At 63.8% G+C, this 16,841-nt stretch carries 15 protein-coding genes; 8 read left to right on the plus strand and 7 right to left on the minus strand.

The genetic code is table 11. The annotated features are described in order from the left end of the window. The first annotated feature begins 246 nt into the window (after window positions 1–246). The gene (locus tag KCX59_RS02035; RefSeq protein WP_179017595.1) at window positions 247–1,167 is read left to right on the plus strand and encodes a spermidine synthase; all 921 of its coding nucleotides are present in this window, start codon (window positions 247–249) and stop codon (window positions 1,165–1,167) included. Here KCX59_RS02035 and KCX59_RS02040 read toward each other — a convergent pair. The 3 genes from KCX59_RS02040 to KCX59_RS02050 form a co-directional block, all read right to left on the minus strand. Continuing rightward, window positions 1,150–2,904: an ABC transporter ATP-binding protein gene (locus KCX59_RS02040; protein WP_179017596.1), complete on the minus strand. Its 1,755-nt coding sequence runs from the start codon at window positions 2,902–2,904 to the stop codon at window positions 1,150–1,152. The two genes, KCX59_RS02035 and KCX59_RS02040, sit on opposite strands and share 18 nt — an antisense overlap. Then, the gene (locus KCX59_RS02045; protein ID WP_256871432.1) at window positions 2,901–4,622 is read right to left on the minus strand and encodes an ABC transporter ATP-binding protein; all 1,722 of its coding nucleotides are present in this window, start codon (window positions 4,620–4,622) and stop codon (window positions 2,901–2,903) included. Before KCX59_RS02045 ends, KCX59_RS02040 begins: the two co-directional genes overlap by 4 nt. 136 nt (window positions 4,623–4,758) lie before the next feature. Beyond that, window positions 4,759–5,655, minus strand: coding sequence for a LysR family transcriptional regulator (locus tag KCX59_RS02050; RefSeq protein WP_179017598.1), 897 nt, complete (start codon window positions 5,653–5,655; stop codon window positions 4,759–4,761). A gap of 137 nt (window positions 5,656–5,792) precedes the next feature. On the opposite strand from KCX59_RS02050, the gene KCX59_RS02055 reads away from it, so the two are divergent. Together KCX59_RS02055 and KCX59_RS02060 are read left to right on the plus strand one after the other, a co-directional pair. After that, window positions 5,793–7,181 (plus strand): MFS transporter, encoded by a 1,389-nt coding sequence (locus KCX59_RS02055; protein ID WP_179017599.1) that lies wholly within the window; start codon window positions 5,793–5,795, stop codon window positions 7,179–7,181. 4 nt (window positions 7,182–7,185) lie between these two features. Next, the gene (locus KCX59_RS02060; RefSeq protein WP_179017600.1) at window positions 7,186–7,935 is read left to right on the plus strand and encodes a 3-hydroxybutyrate dehydrogenase; all 750 of its coding nucleotides are present in this window, start codon (window positions 7,186–7,188) and stop codon (window positions 7,933–7,935) included. A gap of 101 nt (window positions 7,936–8,036) precedes the next feature. Here KCX59_RS02060 and KCX59_RS02065 read toward each other — a convergent pair whose 3' ends face one another. Beyond that, on the minus strand, window positions 8,037–8,402 hold the full coding sequence (locus tag KCX59_RS02065; protein WP_091464815.1) for a winged helix-turn-helix transcriptional regulator: 366 nt from the start codon (window positions 8,400–8,402) through the stop codon (window positions 8,037–8,039). Window positions 8,403–8,507: 105 nt separating this feature from the next. Between KCX59_RS02065 and KCX59_RS02070 the strand changes: the two genes are divergently transcribed. After that, the gene (locus KCX59_RS02070) at window positions 8,508–9,371 is read left to right on the plus strand and encodes an SDR family oxidoreductase (protein ID WP_178992986.1); all 864 of its coding nucleotides are present in this window, start codon (window positions 8,508–8,510) and stop codon (window positions 9,369–9,371) included. An 81-nt stretch (window positions 9,372–9,452) separates the two neighbouring features. Here KCX59_RS02070 and KCX59_RS02075 read toward each other — a convergent pair whose 3' ends face one another. Next, a complete protein-coding gene (locus tag KCX59_RS02075; protein WP_179017601.1) occupies window positions 9,453–10,889 on the minus strand; it encodes an amino acid permease in 1,437 nt (478 codons plus the stop codon). Between the two features lie 272 nt (window positions 10,890–11,161). Here KCX59_RS02075 and KCX59_RS02080 point away from each other — a divergent pair, with 272 nt between their 5' ends. Further along, the gene (locus KCX59_RS02080) at window positions 11,162–11,968 is read left to right on the plus strand and encodes an IclR family transcriptional regulator (RefSeq protein ID WP_054809310.1); all 807 of its coding nucleotides are present in this window, start codon (window positions 11,162–11,164) and stop codon (window positions 11,966–11,968) included. Here the strand turns inward: KCX59_RS02080 and KCX59_RS02085 are convergent. Then, window positions 11,965–12,402, minus strand: a complete 438-nt coding sequence (locus KCX59_RS02085) for an SRPBCC family protein (protein WP_178992988.1) — start codon at window positions 12,400–12,402, stop codon at window positions 11,965–11,967. The genes KCX59_RS02080 and KCX59_RS02085 overlap by 4 nt on opposite strands. A 162-nt stretch (window positions 12,403–12,564) precedes the next feature. On the opposite strand from KCX59_RS02085, the gene KCX59_RS02090 reads away from it, so the two are divergent. From KCX59_RS02090 to KCX59_RS02100, 3 genes are all read left to right on the plus strand, one after another. Continuing rightward, window positions 12,565–14,292 carry a urocanate hydratase gene (locus KCX59_RS02090; protein WP_434122601.1) on the plus strand — a complete coding sequence of 576 codons (1,728 nt, stop codon included), beginning with the start codon at window positions 12,565–12,567 and terminating at the stop codon, window positions 14,290–14,292. A gap of 8 nt (window positions 14,293–14,300) precedes the next feature. Beyond that, window positions 14,301–15,893, plus strand: a complete 1,593-nt coding sequence (hutH, locus tag KCX59_RS02095) for a histidine ammonia-lyase (RefSeq protein WP_179016735.1) — start codon at window positions 14,301–14,303, stop codon at window positions 15,891–15,893. A gap of 199 nt (window positions 15,894–16,092) precedes the next feature. Beyond that, a complete protein-coding gene (locus KCX59_RS02100; protein WP_091464823.1) occupies window positions 16,093–16,341 on the plus strand; it encodes a hypothetical protein in 249 nt (82 codons plus the stop codon). Window positions 16,342–16,528: 187 nt separating this feature from the next. Here KCX59_RS02100 and KCX59_RS02105 read toward each other — a convergent pair whose 3' ends face one another. Next, window positions 16,529–16,750: a hypothetical protein gene (locus tag KCX59_RS02105; RefSeq protein ID WP_017198995.1), complete on the minus strand. Its 222-nt coding sequence runs from the start codon at window positions 16,748–16,750 to the stop codon at window positions 16,529–16,531. Window positions 16,751–16,841: the final 91 nt, after the last annotated feature.

Here is a 16,841-nt window from a genome sequence, read left to right on the forward strand (position 1 = left end):
GAACCCTCCAGCGGTGAATCGAGAAGGCTCGGTGGCTTAGGGACGCGAGCGAGTATCAGGCAGACCACCGTCAGCCATGCGACCGCGACCGTTAAAACCTCCGCCCACACCGATGCTCCGAGTTCCATGTAGAGATCATATGGCTCCTGAAGGCAAAACGGTAAGTAGCCTTACTTTCAATGTGAACGTTCGGAGTAATGTGGCGCTCCACTAGGCTTGGAGCATGACTCATGCAGGGCTGAAGTAGTGGCGAAACGCGGCAAGGCAAACAGGTCCCAGAGGTCGACGACGGGAGTCGTCGAAGTGCCTTCCGGCACCCGTCCTGACGGTCCGGTCGCGGGGGTCTACTACATCGATACCGGCGACTGCGAGCTGCTGCAGGACCAGGACAACTCCAATGGCTGGCTTCTCAGAATCAACGGCGTCATGAGCTCGCACATTGACCTGGCCGACCCCCTGTTCCTGGATTTTGAGTACATGCGCTGGATCGCTGCCCTGGTTGAATCGCGCTGGCCGCGCGAGCAGAAGCCCAAGCTACGTGGCCTTCATCTAGGTGGGGGAGCTTGCTCCATGGCACGCTACTTCCACGCGGCCTACCCTGAAGCGCGGCAGGTAGTTGTTGAACTCGACGGCAAGCTGGCTGACTACGTGCGCGGCTGGTTCGATCTGCCCAAGGCGCCCTTCCTCCGGATCCGCGTGGGTGAAGCCCGGCAAGTCACTGAATCCCTTACTCCGGACAGTCGGGATCTCATCATTCGTGACGTCTTCGCCGGAGCTTTCACGCCCCGCGCCCTGACCACCCGGGAGTTCACAGCGCACGCAGACTCGGTTCTCGCAACCGACGGACTGTATGTGGTGAACTCAGGCGATGCCCCGGACCTCAAGAACGCCCGGGCTGACGCTGCCACCATCGCGGACACTTTCGAGCACACCATGATCATTGCCGATCCGGCCATGCTGAAGGGGCGCCGCTACGGCAACATGATCATGGCGGGCAGCCATGCGCCGTTCGGCGATGACCCCACGTTGGCCCGCAAACTCCTGGGCGGAGGCGTCCCCGCGCACATTTGGGATGACGCAAAAGTGCGCGCATTCGCCAGGGGAATCCCGGTGCGGCACGACCCGGCGGCCGAGCCATTGGTTGAAGCCTCAGTTCCGGCTGAGTGAACTGTTCCAGGCTTCCCACAGGTGCGCGTAGCGGCCGCCCCCGGACAGCAGTTCCTGGTGCGAACCCGACTCGACAATCCGCCCCTGCTCCATGACCACCACGGTGTCCGCCGACGCTGCCTGGGACAATCGGTGCGCGATCACCACGGACGTCCGGCCCGCCAACGCGGCTTCGGCAGCCTGATCGAGCATGGCGGCAGACCCGGTTCCCGCTTCTGCAGTGGCTTCGTCGAGCACTGCAATGGGCGGGTCCTTGAGCATCAGCCGAGCCAAGGCCAGCTGTTGCGCCTGCTCAGGTGTGAGCTGATGCCCGCCTGCGCCCACGGAAGTCTCCAAGCCGTCGTCGAGCGCTTCAACCCAAGCAGCCCCGACAGCCTGCAGGGCACGTGTGAGTTCCGCCGGAGAAGCGTCCGGTTTGGCAAGCTTGAGGTCCTCGGCCAGCGTTCCGGAGAAGACGTGAACCTCCTGGCTGACCATGGCAATGCGCAGATGCAGGTCCGCCGGGGCAGCGGCGGCTGAGTCCAGTCCGCCCACCCAGGCTGTCCCGCCGCCGGGGTGCTCCAAACCCATGATGATTTTGGCCAATGTGGTCTTGCCCGCACCGGAAGTGCCGACAATCGCCACCCGCTCGCCCGAGCCAACCGTGAGGGAAACTCCTTTGAGGGCCGGCCGCTGGCCCGGGTAAGCAAAGGTGACATCCTCCAGGACGATGCCGGCATCAGAGGCAGCTGGCGAGACCGGGGCAGTGGTTTGCCCCGCGGACATCGTCAGGCCGAACATGCGCCCCAATCCGGCTGCGGCTTTCTGAAGCTCATCGAACTGCCCCAGAACCAGCCCGATCGGATCGAACAGCCGGTAGAAGTAAAGTGCGGCCGCCGTCGCCGCGCCGATGGTGACGGTGCCCTCGGCGTGGAGCCAGAATCCCACTAGCAGAACCGCGGAAAGTCCGATCAATTCCGCAAAGTTGAGGCGGTTGTAAAAACGGGTCAGGTAGCCAACCCCGCGCAGCGAATGGCCGATGTTCTCGCGCGAGGCGGCTGCCACAAGATCCGCATGGCGTGACCCGAGGCCCAAGGCCACAACAGACGGGGAGCCATGGACGGTCTCGATGATCTGCTCGGTTCGGTTGGCCTCTGTGATCCTGACCGTCCGGTAAATGGGTGCTGTTCGCTTGAGGAACCAGCGAAGGGTGAAGATCTGCAGGGGTGCTGCGATGAGCACGGCCACCGCAAAGCGCCAGTCGATGACGCCCAAGCCCAGCAGGGTCAGCCCAATGGTGAAAGCTGCGCTGGTGAACGCGGGCAGCACCCCGGAAATGGCCTCGCTGACAGCCTCGACATCGCCGGACACCCGGGCCACGACGTCGCCGATGCCCGCCTTTTCCAGTTGTGCGAGCGGCTTCCGAAGGGCCGCCGCGAACACTTCCTCGCGCAGCCCGGCGAGCGCTTCCTCGCAGATACGGGCCAGCAGGTTCTGGCCCGCGATGCCCAGCAGGGCGCCCAGGCCACCAGCCACCAGCAAGCCGATGGCCAGCCACAGCAGGGACAGGACGTCCCCTCCGGAGGCTGCAATGTTGACCATGACGCCCAGAAGTGCCGGGGCTGCCAAGCCGCAGCAGGATGCCGCCAGCAACACGAAGATGGTGAGGGTGAGCCTGCCGGGGCGTTGCGCCAACAGGCGCCACATTGCTTTCCGGGTCTCGCGAGGGGTGGCTATAGGCAGGATTTCCGAGTTCACGAGCCCACCACCTCACGGTAGCCAGCCGACTTGGCGAGAAGTTCCCGGTGCGTACCGGTTTCCGGTGCCCCGCCGGCGCCGCCCACCACCACCCGATCGCAGATGGCCAGCAGGGTGGGGCTTGTGGTGACCAGCACCAAAGCTTTGTCCGGGAAGTTCCGCAGGCCGTCCGCGATGACGGCTTCGGTGGCAGTGTCGACGGCGGTGGTGGGGTCGTGCAGGACCAGCACCGGCTGTTGCTGGTGCAGCGAGCGGCCAAGAACCAGCCGCTGGCGCTGCCCACCGGACAGGCTCTGGCCATGCCCGGTCAGGACGGTTTCGGTGCCTTCCGGCAGTTGTGACACGAAATCCTCGACGGCGGCAGCCGCCATGGCGCGTTCCGTTAGTTCGGCGTCGACTATTGCCACGTTGTCGCGGATACTGCCGCTAAAGAGGACCCCGTCGTGGTTGTCGGCGAAGACCCTTGAACGGGCGTGGTGGGGGTCGAGGTCTGCGGCATCGTGGCCGTCGATGGATACGAGGCCGCGGGGAGAGGGGGTGCGAAAGCCCAAAGTGTCTACCAACTGCCGCGCTTGTGTGCTGTCCGGAAGGACGACACCCACAATTTCGCCGGCGGACGCCGTGAAAGGCGGGAAAGCAAGGTGCGCAGCGCTTGGCAGGAGCTCCAGCAGCGGAGCTGGTCCGCCCGGTGGGTTTGCCGGCGAGACTGAGTCGATTGCCGTCGTCGAACGTTCCGCTGCTTCGGGTGCGGGCACCGCCTCGGGTTCTTCCAGCAACACTGCTATGCGTGCGGCGGAGGCGCGTTTGCGGGCGAGTTCGACGCTCACGAAACCGAGCCCGGTCATGGGTCCCTGAACAAACTGCGCCACTCCAACAACGGCCACCAACTGCCCCACCGTGATGCTGCCTTGGAGCGCAAACCACGCTGCAAAGAAGGCGATACCGGCCAGGAACGCTGCGGATAGTGCTGTGCTCGCGCCCGTGTAAGCGGACTTGGCGCGGATGGCCTTCAGGGCGGAAGTCAGCGACGCCCGGCTTTCGGCGCGATAGCGCGCGATGGCCGCGTCCTCTGCGCCTAGCCCTTTCAACGGGCGGGAGCCTGTTATGAAATCCGTGGCCAAGGCGCCAGCGCGAGCTGCTGTGGACTGCTCCACGTCGCTGCGGTTTTCGAGCGGTTTGGTGAGCCGGTGCATCACCAGCAGCATCACCGGCGTCGCCATAAGAACGGCAAGACCCAGAGGTACTGAGATGAGCAGGAGGGTGACGGCCGATGTGATCACACCGGCGGCCGCAGCAAGGCCACCGCTGATCAGCCAGGACAGCCCGGCAACCCTGTCGGCGTCGGAAGAAGCTATGGCTACGATTTCGCCCGGTGCCCGTCGGGCGGCCATGCCGCGGGGATGAAGTGTCCGCTCCACCACCAGTTGGCGGAGATCATGCGAGCCGTAGTTAAAGGAGCGCTCCGTGGCGAGGGTGCCGAAGCGCCACGAGAGAGCCAGCACAACGAACACCACGGCCAAGGCGCCGAGCCACCCCAGGAGGGCGCCGGCGTCGTTCGGTTCAATGGCGTTGTCCACCGCGGCGCCGATGGTAGCCGGCACCAAAGCCTCGCTGACCTGATGCAGGGAGAGTCCGGCGCAGCCCGCCAACAGCAGCTTCCAGCGGCCGTTGGCGAACAAGGTGAAGCTGAAGAGCCGGGAGGGCGAACTGGAGGGCATGCTTACCATAGTAAGGCTCGCCTTACTTCACGATGGCCACATTACCCGCCTACCTCCCGCCGAGATGGCGGTTGATGCCCATGTTTCCGTGGAACATCGGCATTAAGTGCCACCTCGGCGCGGTCTGCCCCTCGGGTTACTCAGCGCCGAGCAGCTCCTCCCGCCGCTGCTCCGTCTCCTCCCGCAAAGCCTGCACGACGGCGGCTACCGCAGGGCGGCGCATCGAGTCCGGGCGGAGGACCATCCAGTAGGGGAGCAGTTCGGCGAAGTCCGACGGCAGCAGCCGCACCAGGTCAGCGTGCCGGTCGGCCATGAAGCACGGCAGGAAGCCCACGCCGGCGCCGGCCCGAGTAGCTTCCACATGCACGAAAACGTTGGTGGAACTCAGGCCATCACGCATGGTCGGGACAAGCCTGCGGGGAGCGTCCAGGTCATCCACTTGCAGCATGGAGTCAACAAAATAGACCAGTTGGTGCTGCGTGAGTTCCTCAATACTGGAAGGCGTTCCGTTGTCCGCCAGGTAAGCGCGCGAGGCATACATCCCCAGCCGGTACTCGCCCAGTTGGATCGCCTCGGCCCGGTGAACCTGCGGCGTCCCCACCACCACTTCGATGTCCAGCCCCGAGCGCTGTTGCAACGCCCTCCGCGTCACGGTCACGATCTCAACGCTGAGTCCGGGATGTTCGCGTCGCAAGCGGGCCACTGCTGGTGCGGCGATATAAGCGCTGAAGCCATCAGTCGCGGTCATGCGTACGACGCCGGTGATGGGGTCGGGGGCGCGGTCGCTCGGTCCCAGCGCGCTCACCGCAGCTTCAATCCGCTCAGCGACAAGTACGGCTTCGGCACCCAGCTCTGTCACTTCCCAGCCGCCGGCCGCACGCGCGAGGACCCTGCCGCCCAGCGCCTTCTCCAGCGCCGCTATCCTGCGCGAAACGGTGGTGTGGTTGAGCCCCAAGGCTTGGGCCGCCGTCGTGAATTTTCCTGAACGTGAGACGGCGAGGAAGATGAGGAGGTCATCCGGGTTGGGATTCATATCTGCAATTCTGCACACATAGGGTGCCACTTTGGTCATTGAGCGCGGGAGAATCTGCAGCAATACTCAGTGGAGCATTTCGTGTTGTGGATCACATCACGTTCAAAAGGGTCAAAGAGGACACTGAGGAGATGGATATGAGCGTAGAGCAGCGCTCCGCATCAAAAGCAGGGAAAGGCTCCGGCGAGGGTTCCGGACTCAAGAAGATCGTCGCGGCGTCGATGGTGGGCACCGTGGTGGAGTGGTACGAGTTCTTCCTGTACGCCACGGCCGCCACGTTGGTGTTCGGCAAGTACTTCTTCCCGAGCACAGGCAATGAACTGGACGGCATCATCCAGGCGTTCGTTACCTACGCGGTTGGCTTCGTGGCCCGTCCGCTCGGCGGCATCGTGTTCGGCCAGATCGGCGACAAGCTGGGACGCAAGCCCACCCTGCAGCTGACCATCGTGATCGTGGGTGTTTCCACCTTCCTGATGGGCTGCCTCCCGGGCTTCGTGGAGATCGGCTACTGGGCACCGGCCATGCTGGTGGCGCTCCGCTTCATCCAGGGCTTCGCGCTCGGCGGCGAATGGGGAGGTGCTGTGCTGCTGGTAGCTGAGCACAGCCCCAACAAATCCCGCGGGTTCTGGTCCTCGTGGCCGCAAGCGGCAGTGCCGGTAGGTAACCTCCTGGCCACCGCCGTCCTGTTCACCATGTCCACAGTGCTCAGCAGCGAAGCCTTCCTCGGTTGGGGCTGGCGCGTAGCGTTCTGGCTGTCCGCAGTGATCGTGTTCGTCGGCTACTACATCCGCACCCACGTCACTGAAGCCCCCATCTTCCTCGAAGCCAAGGCGCAGGTGGAAGAGTCCAAGGCCATTAGCTACGGCGTCGGCGAAGTCATCCGCAAGTACCCCAAGGGCATCCTCCAGGCCATGGGCCTCCGCTTCGCAGAGAACATCATGTACTACCTCGTGGTGAGCTTCGCGATCGTGTACCTCAAGAGCGTCCACAAGTACGACACCTCATCGCTCCTCCTGGCACTCCTGATAGCCCACGTCATCCACTTCCTGGTCATCCCGCAGGTCGGGCGTCTGGTGGACTCGTGGGGACGCAAGCCCGTGTATCTGGTGGGCGCGATCACGGGGGCAACCTGGCCGTTCTTCGCCTTCCCCATGTTCGACACCAGGAACGCAGTGATCATCGTCCTCGCCGTGACCATCGGCCTCTGCTTGCACGCGTTCATGTACGCTGGCCAGCCGGCCATCATGTCCGAGCTCTTCCCCACCCGGATGCGCTACTCCGGTGTTTCGCTCGGCTCGCAGGTCACGTCGATTTTCGCCGGCTCGCTCGCGCCGTTGCTGGCCACACAATGGCTCAAGGACACCGGCTCCTGGGTTCCCACAGCGATCTACCTCGTGGTTGCTTGCGCCGTCACCGTCGTCGCAGTTGTTTCGCTGAAGGAGACCAAGGGCATCGCCTTGCAGGAAGTGGACCAGGCCGACGCCATCCGTCACGGACTGGCCACTGCATCTACTTCGAAAGGCTAGCTCCATGGATAACTCCCTGAACGGACGCAAGGCACTGGTTACCGGCGGGGCGAGCGGAATCGGGGCAGCCTGCGCGCGGGCGCTCGCCGCCCGTGGAGCGAAGGTAGTAGTGGCCGACGTCGATGCCTCCGGAGCTGCGGCCCTCGCCGACGAGTTGGGCGGCACCGCCTGGACGGTGGATCTCTTGGACGTCGACGCCCTGGCCGCCCTCAGCCTCGACTGCGACATCCTGGTCAACAACGCCGGGATCCAGAAAGTTGCCCCGATCGAGGAGTTCGAACCTGCGGAGTTCCGGCGGATCCTTGCCCTGATGCTGGAGGCCCCGTTCCTCCTCATCAGGGCCGCGCTCCCGCACATGTACGCCAACGGGTTCGGCCGGATCATCAACATCTCGTCGGTCCACGGGCTCCGCGCCTCGGCCTATAAGAGCGCGTACGTCTCCGCCAAGCACGGCCTTGAGGGACTCAGCAAGGTCACTGCTTTGGAGGGCGGCGAGCACGGCGTCACGTCCAATTGCATCAACCCCGGATACGTTCGGACGCCCTTGGTGGAGAAGCAGATCGCCGATCAGGCCCGGCTCCACGGCATCCCCGAAGCCGAGGTCCTGGCCAAGGTGATGCTCACGGAGTCTGCTGTGAAACGGCTCGTGGAGGTGGAGGAAGTCGCGTCGCTGGCAGTGTGGATGGCCTCCGACGACGCCGGCATGGTCACCGGCGCGAGCTACACCATGGACGGTGGCTGGTCCGCGCGATAGTTCCACCCCGCCCCGCGCCCCCGCCCCCGCGAGGTGACAGTTAATGCCAATGTTCGACGTGAACATTGGCATTAACTGTAGTTTCGGCGCGGAGATCCGGGCTAACTTTGGCCGCCGATGATTGCCTCGGCATTATCGAAGGCCCAGGTCACCAAAGGTATAAGCAGTGCCGTGAGCTCGCGGCCGCGTTCAGTCAGGCTGTAGTCCACGCGCGGCGGGATGACGGGTTGTGCGTCGCGACGTACCAACCCGTCCCGTTCGAGCGTTTTCAGGGTTTGGGCCAGCATTTTTTCGCTGACGCCCTCAGCGCGTCGTCGCAATTCGCTCCATCGCTGATCGCCTTCGGAAAGCGAAAGTAGGATCAGCACTCCCCATTTGCTGGTGATGTGGTCCAGTACTGTTCGGCTGGGGCAGCCGGCAGGGAAGACGCCGTCGGCGACGGTGGCCGGGAGGGTACTTACTTTCATGTCAGTACCTTACCTTAAAGTGCGTACTCTCTTTCGGGAAGTTCTCTGCGGAAGCGTTGGTTGTGATCGGTGACCGACCCATTAACTTCCCGAAAGGAACCCATCATGAGCATCGTCATTACCGGAGCAACAGGTCAGCTGGGCCGTCACGTCATAGAGGCCCTCCTTGAACGCAACGTGCCCGCTGACAGCATCGTCGCCACCGGGCGCTCCATCGAAAAGCTGTCCAATTTCGTTGCTCGCGGCGTTCGCGCCGTTGCAATGGACTACGACGACGCTGCGTCGGTCGCCCAGGCGCTTAAGGGTGCCACCAAGGTCCTTCTCATTTCGGGAAGCGCCGTCGGCCAGCGGGTAGAGCAGCACCGCACGGTTATCGAGGCGGCAAAGGCCGAGGGTGTCGAGCTTCTCGCCTACACCAGCATTGCCAACGCAGACACCACCCGCATGAAGCTGGCCACAGAGCACCAGGCCACGGAATCCATCCTCAAAGAATCCGGCGTCCCCTTCGCCCTCCTTCGCAACAGCTGGTACATCGAGAACTACACTGACCAGTTGCCGGGAACGCTGGCGCAGGGAGCGCTTGCGGGCAGTGCCGGAAACGGCAAGGTTAGCGGTGCCTCCCGCGCAGACTATGCGCAAGCTGCGGCCGCAGTTCTGGTTGCGGAGCACCAGGCCGGCAAGATCTATGAGTTGGGCGGGGACGAGGCATTTACCTTGGACGAACTTGCCGCCGAAATTAGCGCCGCATCAGGCAAGTCCATCGAATACCGTGACCTTCCGGTAGACCAATACGCCGATCTCCTGACTGGCGCAGGGGTACCGGAAGCTTTCGCGCAGATCCTGGCCGACACCGATCTGGGCATTGGCCGCGGCGACCTTTTGGTGACCACCGGTGATCTCAGGAAACTGATCGGGCGCCCGGCAACTGCCTTGTCCGAGGCCGTGCGCTCCGCTGCTGCTGCCATCTGAGCCGAGCCGCCCCGCGAGCTGACAGTTAATGCCAATGTTCCGCGTGAACATTGGCATTAACTGTAGTTTCGGCGCGGGAAATCAGGCTGTCTCGTCCACCAGCTCTGCCCGGCGCAGCCCACCACCGCGAACCCACAGCTTGTAGGCCACGAAGAGCAGAACCAGCCAGGTGCCGCCAACGTACAGCGCAACCCGAGTGTCCTCGAAAATGCCCAGGATCACGATCACCATTGCCATGAACGCCATGGTCAGGATGGATGCGAGCGGCCACAGCGGAGAACCGAATTCCGACGCCGGCAGGCCCTTGCGCTTGATCTCCCGCTTCATGGCGACGTGCGAAGCAAGGATCATCACCCAGACCCACACCGTGGCGAAGGTGGCGATGGAGGCGATGAGTACGAACACGTCCTCCGGAATGACGGCATTCAAAACAACGCCCACCAGCAGGATGCCGCCCATCATCACCACGGTCATCCACGGAACGCCGTGTCGGGAGATCTTGCTGAAGCTCTTGGGTGCGTGTCCCTGCTGGGCGAGGCCGAAGAGGATGCGCCCGGCCCCGAAAATGTCGCTATTGATCGCCGAGAGAGCGGCTGTGATGACCACGGCGTTGAGAATGTGAGGTGCGGCAGGAATGCCCAGGCCATCGAAGATCTGCACGAACGGACTGCCGCTGCTTCCAATTTCGTTCCACGGGAAGATGCTCATCAGCACGCCCAGAGTCAGTACGTAGAACAACAAAACGCGGACGGGCACAGTATTAACTGCCTGCGGGATGACCTTCTTGGGGTTTGTGGCTTCGCCCGCCGTGATACCGATCGTTTCGATCCCGCCAAAGGCAAACATCACGACGGCGAACGCGGCCAGGAGCCCCTCGAAACCGTTCGGGAACAAACCACCGTGATTCACAAGGTTCCCGAGTCCCGGTGCCACGCCACCGCCGTCGCCCGTTTGGAAGCCGAACACGACGATCGCTGCCCCGCCCACGATCATGGCGATGATCGCCACCACCTTGATGAGCGAGAACCAGAACTCAAGTTCGCCAAACACTTTCACGCTGAGCAGGTTCATGGCGCCCAGGAACATGATGATCGCGAGCACCCAGATCCACCTGTCCACCTGGGGGAACCAGAAGCCCATGTAGATACTGAAGGCGGTGACATCGGCTATGGCCACGATCGCCATCTCGAACACGTACGTCCACCCGGTCACGAACCCGGCGAACGGGCCCAGGTATTTGCTTGCGTACTGGCCGAACGAGCCGGAAACAGGGTGTCGGACGGCCATCTCACCGAGGGCGCGCATCACCATAAACACGGCCGCACCGCCGATGATGTAGGCCAGCAGGACGGCAGGACCGGCTTTCTGGATGGCGGAGGCGGAGCCGTAGAAGAGGCCCGTGCCGATCGCAGAGCCGAGCGCCATGAAGCGTATGTGACGGACGTTGAGGCCTCGGCTGAGCGCCGTACCTGCGGCTTGGAGGACAGAGCTCTCCGCAGCCAGCTTGGTTTGTTGCATAGTAAAACCTTCTCGTCTTTGGGAGGGGATCGCTATCCAGCAGATCACTTTTGGGCGCCTTGTGATCGGACTCACGAGGCTTTGGTGTCTTTGATCGCAGACAGTGGGCCAACGGCAGCCACTCACCGGGAGCATGGCTCGGGGAGTGTCCGGTATTCCGGACGCTGTTGACCGGTCCGCGCTGGTGATTGGCCTGCGAAGGGTGCACGCTAGAGTACGGGATACCGGACAGCAACGGTTCGACGATCCCGAAATCCGAGCAGCGAGGAACCATGACAAGCACGCCAACCGCCTCAGGCAAAGCCACGTCCAAAGTCCCGGCCGCCGAAAATACGCTGCGCATCCTCAAGCTGTTGGCCTCGCGCCGTGGTCCCATGGCGGCGTCGAACATCGCAACAGCGCTCGGCCTGCCGCGATCCAGTGTGTACCACCTGCTCGGCGTGATGGAGGCGAACGGCTTTGTCCTCCACCTGCACGAGGAACAGCGTTACGGGCTTGGCATCAGCGCATTCGAGCTCAGCTCGGCGTACTCGCGGCAGGAGCCGTTATCGCGGCTAGGGCGGCCGATGCTCGCCTCGCTGGTTGACGTCATCGGTGAGAGCGCGCACTTGGCGGTGCTCCACGGGCGCGACGTTCTCTACATCGTGGAGGAACGCGCCAAGAACCGCCCGAGCCTGGTGACCGACGTCGGCGTCCGCCTGCCCAGCCACCTCACTGCCTCGGGCCGCGCGATCCTGGCTGCCCTACCAAAGTCCCAGGTGCGCGCTCTTTACCCGAATGCCGCTGCCTTCACCTCGCGGCACGAAGTCGAGTTTCCCATCATGAAGTACTCCGCGTTGTCATCCCATCTGGATCAGGTTCGGCAACGCGGCTACGCCACGGAAAACGGCGAAATCACGCCGGGTTTCGGTTCCATCGCCGCCGCAGTGACGGACCATGTGGGATGGCCGACGGCGGCAGTCGCCGTCACGTTCCTGGAGGACAAAGTGCCGGCTGAGCAATGGCCGGTCCTGGCTGCCCGCATCCGTAAAGCGGCAGACGAACTATCGGTGCGGATCCACGGCCGCCCCGCAGGCTAACCAGGCCCCAAGGCATCCCGCTCGACGAGTTTTCGGAAAGTCTCCAGCTCGCCCCGGAAGCTGCCGCGGTAGGAGCCCATGGCGAATAGCCGCCCGAAGATTCCGGCGATAAACCCCCGCGTGACGAACTCCTGGTGGATGCGCGTGCCCTGCCCCTCGCTGGCAAACCGCACATCTGACTCGCCCTTCAGGATGGCATTGCCGAAGCGGGTGCGGATGTGCCAAGGCCGCTCGACCTCAAGAATTTCGGTGGGGCTGGCCATCCGCCCGAACCAGACCGTGTAGCGGCTGCCGGCCTGGTCGGTGGAGCCCACGCGGTCCGTCACGCGGGTTACTCCGCCGATCCATTCCGGGAACCGGTCAAGATCCGTCCATGCTGCGAAGACGCGCTCGGGCGGCGCGGCGACGAGCGTGGTGACCCGGTGCGTTCCCATGGGTCCAGCATGCTCTTTTTGTCGCGCGAATGCGAGGGGTTGAGCGGGTCTGTAATCCCGGACAGCACCACTCGAAAAGCCGTTCCGGCCGCAGGATAAAGGGGCTTTAGTAGAAGCAGAAGATCTTTCCACCACATACTTCCCACAGACGAAGGAGTCACCATGGCACCCGCCGATTTCACTACTGGTGCCCGTCCGGTTAAGGCCGCGCGGGGTACTGAGCTTACTGCCAAGTCGTGGCAGACCGAGGCGCCGTTGCGCATGTTGATGAATAACCTGGATCCGGAGGTTGCTGAGCGTCCGGATGATCTGGTGGTTTACGGCGGCACGGGTCGTGCTGTCCGTTCGTGGGCTGCGTTTGATGCGATTACCCGGACCCTGGAGACCATGGAGAAGGACGAAACGCTCCTGGTGCAGTCGGGCAAGCCGGTGGGTGTGTTCCGCACCCATGAGTGGGCTCCGCGGGTGTTGCTGGCCAACTCGAACCTGGTGGGGGATTGGGCGACGTGGCCTGAGTTCCGCCGTCTCGAGGCTGAGGGTTTGATGATGTACGGGCAGATGACGGCCGGGTCGTGGATTTACATCGGCACGCAGGGCATCCTGCAGGGCACGTATGAAACCTTCGCCGCGGTGGGGAACAAGCTCGCTGCGGAGGGCCGTCACCCGGCACCCGCCGCGGAGGGTTCCACGGAAGGCCCGTTGGCCGGGACGCTGACGTTGACCGGTGGGTGTGGTGGCATGGGCGGGGCGCAGCCGCTGGCCGTGACGTTGAACGACGGCGCGTGCCTGATTGTCGACGTCGATGAAACCCGCCTGCGTCGCCGGGCCGGTAAGCGGTACCTGGACGAGGTCGAAACCGATCTGGATGCTGCGATCAAGAAGGTCCAAGCCGCGAAGGACGAGCGCCGCGGCTGGTCCGTGGGGTATGTGGGCAACGCCGCTGAGGTTTTCCCGGAACTGCTGCGTCGGCATAAGGCCGGGGAGGTGACCTTTGATGTGGTCACGGACCAGACCAGTGCCCATGATCCTCTGTCCTATCTGCCGGAGGGTATTACCGTGGCGGAGTGGCATGTTGAGGCCGCGGCGGATCCGGAAGGGTTCACCAAGAAGGCCCAGGCCTCGATGGCACGGCAGGTCCAGGCGATGGTGGAGTTCCAGGACGCTGGTGCTGAGGTGTTCGATTACGGTAACTCGATCCGTGACGAGGCCCGCACGGGCGGGTACGAGCGTGCGTTTGAGTTCCCCGGCTTCGTTCCGGCCTACATTCGGCCGTTGTTCTGCGAGGGCCTTGGCCCGTTCCGCTGGGTCGCGCTCTCCGGGGACCCGGAAGACATCGCCGTCACGGACAAGGCCATCAAGGAGTTGTTCCCGGAGAACAAGCACCTGCACAAGTGGTTGGACGCTGCGGCGGACCGGGTGGAGTTCGAGGGCTTGCCGGCGCGTATTTGCTGGCTTGGGTACGGCGAACGCGCCAAGGCCGGGCTGCTGTTCAACCAGCTCGTGAAGGAGGGCAAGGTCAAGGCCCCGATCGTGATCGGCCGTGACCACCTGGACTCCGGCTCGGTGGCGTCCCCGTACCGGGAGACCGAGTCCATGGCCGATGGTTCGGACGCGGTTGCTGACTGGCCGTTGCTGAACGCCCTGATCAACACCTCTTCGGGTGCTACCTGGGTGTCGATCCATCACGGCGGCGGTGTCGGTATCGGCCGGTCGCTGCACGCCGGGCAGGTCTCCGTCGCTGACGGCACGGACCTGGCCGCGGAAAAGCTCGAACGGCTCCTGACCAACGACCCCGGTATGGGCGTCATCCGCCACGTCGACGCCGGCTACGACCGCGCCGTCGAGGTCGCCAACGAACGCGGCGTCCGCATCCCCATGAACGAGAAGTAGGCAACAAAGTGACTACCACAACCCACGAACAGCTCACCGTCACACTCGGCTCCAGCGGCGTCACCCCGGAAGACGTCGTCGCCGTCGCCCGCCACGACGCCAAGGTGACCATTTCCCAAGACGCCCTGGACAACGTGGCCAAGGTACGCGCCCACATTGACGAGCTCGCTACCAGCGATGTCCCGGCGTACGGCATCTCCACGGGCTTCGGTGCCCTGGCCAACCGCCACATCCCCAACGATCTCCGCACGCAGCTGCAGAAGTCGCTGATCCGCAGCCACGCCGCCGGCATGGGCCCGGCCGTGGAACGCGAAGTGGTCCGCGGCATCATGTTCCTCCGCGCCAAGACCCTCGCCTCCGGCCGCACAGGCGTCCGCCCGGTGGTCCTGCAGACCATGGTGGACGTCCTCAACGCCGGCATCACCCCGCTGGTCCGCGAGTTCGGTTCGCTGGGTTGCTCCGGCGACCTCGCGCCGCTGTCCCATTGCGCGCTGGTCCTCATGGGCGAAGGCGAAGCAACGGGTCCCGACGGCGAACTGTACGGAACCGCTGGCAGGCCTGCAGTTGCTGAGCTGCTCGCGCAGCACGGCATCGAGCCGGTCACGCTGGCAGAGAAGGAGGGCCTGGCCCTCGTCAACGGCACCGAAGGCATGCTCGGTATGCTCCTGATGGCCATCGCCGACATCCGTTTGCTGCTTGCGACGGCGGATGTCACCGCAGCGCTGAGCGTCGAGGCATTGCTCGGCACTGACCAGGTATTCCTCCCGGAGCTCCACGCAGCACTGCGTCCCCACCCTGGCCAGGCTGCCAGCGCTGACAACATGCTGCGCGTGCTCTCCAACTCGCCCATCGTCGCGTCCCACCGGATCAACGACACCAAGGTCCAGGACGCCTACTCGCTGCGTTGTGCCCCGCAGGTTGCCGGGGCTGTCCGCGACACCGTGGACCACGCCGCGCTGGTGGCTTCCCGCGAACTCGCTGCAGCGATCGACAACCCGGTGGTCCTCCCGGACGGCCGCGTCACGTCCAACGGCAACTTCCACGGCGCTCCCGTGGCCTACGTCCTGGACTTCCTGGCCATTGCGGTCGCGGACCTCAGCTCCATCGCCGAGCGTCGCACCGACCGCATGCTTGATCCGGCCCGCTCACACGGACTTCCGGCTTTCCTCGCCGGAGATCCCGGCGTCGATTCCGGCCTGATGATCGCCCAGTACACCCAGGCAGGCCTGGTTTCGGACAACAAGCGCCTCGCCGTTCCGGCATCCGTGGACTCTATCCCGAGCTCCGCAATGCAGGAAGACCACGTGTCCATGGGCTGGCACGCTGCCCGGAAGCTGCGCAAGGCGGTGGAGAACCTCCGCCGGGTGCTCGCCGTCGAGCTTGTCACCAGCGCCCGCGCCATTGACATGCGGACGCAAATGTCCGACGGCGAACTCACCCCGGGTCCCGCCGGTACGGCCGTCCTTGAGGTGCTTCGTGAAGTGGTCCAAGGCCCGGGCACCGACCGGTTCCTGTCGCCGGAACTGGAAGCAGCTGACCGTTTGGTTGGCTCCGGCGCGGTCCGCGCGGCCGCCGAATCCGCCGTCGGGATTTTGGCCTGACGTCGAATAAAACGCTCATTTGATGGGCATATTTGTCACGCCCCGGTCTTTGTTCGCAACGCAAGCACCGGGGCGTGGCAAATGTAGTAAAACTTATGGTGTACGTCACGTCCACGCCAACGATGTCGTGGGCCTGACGGTCAACCGTTTACACAACTCAATACACAACAGAGAACATCCACAAAGGGGTAGAAGTTCAATGAAGGCACGCGGAGCAGTCCTGTCCAGGCGAAGCGCTCACACGGCTACGGTTACCGACTGGAAGACGCTGAAAGTTGGCGAGCGGGTGGAAGTGGTCAAATACGCCCACGTGATCGCCGCCGGCCGGGTCGAGGAAGTTTCCGGAAGCGGGAACGTTGTATGGCTTGAGCACGCGGGGTCGGGTGTTACCGAAGAGGGCAAGGAACTCTTCATGAAGTCCGACGGCGTGACTCTCCGCCGGGGGTAGGCACCCAACTGAGTCGCAGTTAAGCGCGTTTTGGACGCTCAAAACGCGCTTAAATGCGACCTACTTGGGTGGGGATAGTTGTTAAAACAGAAACCGGGGCTCGTTCCCTTTCCGCGGGTAGTAGATGCGGAAAGGGGGCGGGCCCCGGTTTTTTGTTCGTTGCCGTGAGTGCCGTCAGGGGTGGCAATCAGGCAGCGAGTACTTCGCGGGTCTGACCGAAGGGAACGGATTCGTCCAGAGCCACTGTGTAGGTGCCGGGTTCGTGCCGGGTCACCAGAATGCCGCAGTTAGCGTCTGCTGCTGCGTTTTCGATCAGGGCATCCACGGCGCGGTCGAGTCCGTCGTGGATCTCGTCTGCCTTGGAAAAGGACAGACGAATTTCGCGTTCTGCAATCATTGCAGGGGTCATTTGGGGGCCTCCTATTACTTGCCGCATGCGAGGGCGACCCATCAATCATAGAGTGTGGGCGTCAAGTATTTGTAAGATGACCGGCAGCTCA

Origin of the sequence: Paenarthrobacter nitroguajacolicus, assembly GCF_051027655.1 — a bacterium.
GTDB lineage: Bacteria > Actinomycetota > Actinomycetes > Actinomycetales > Micrococcaceae > Arthrobacter > Arthrobacter nitroguajacolicus.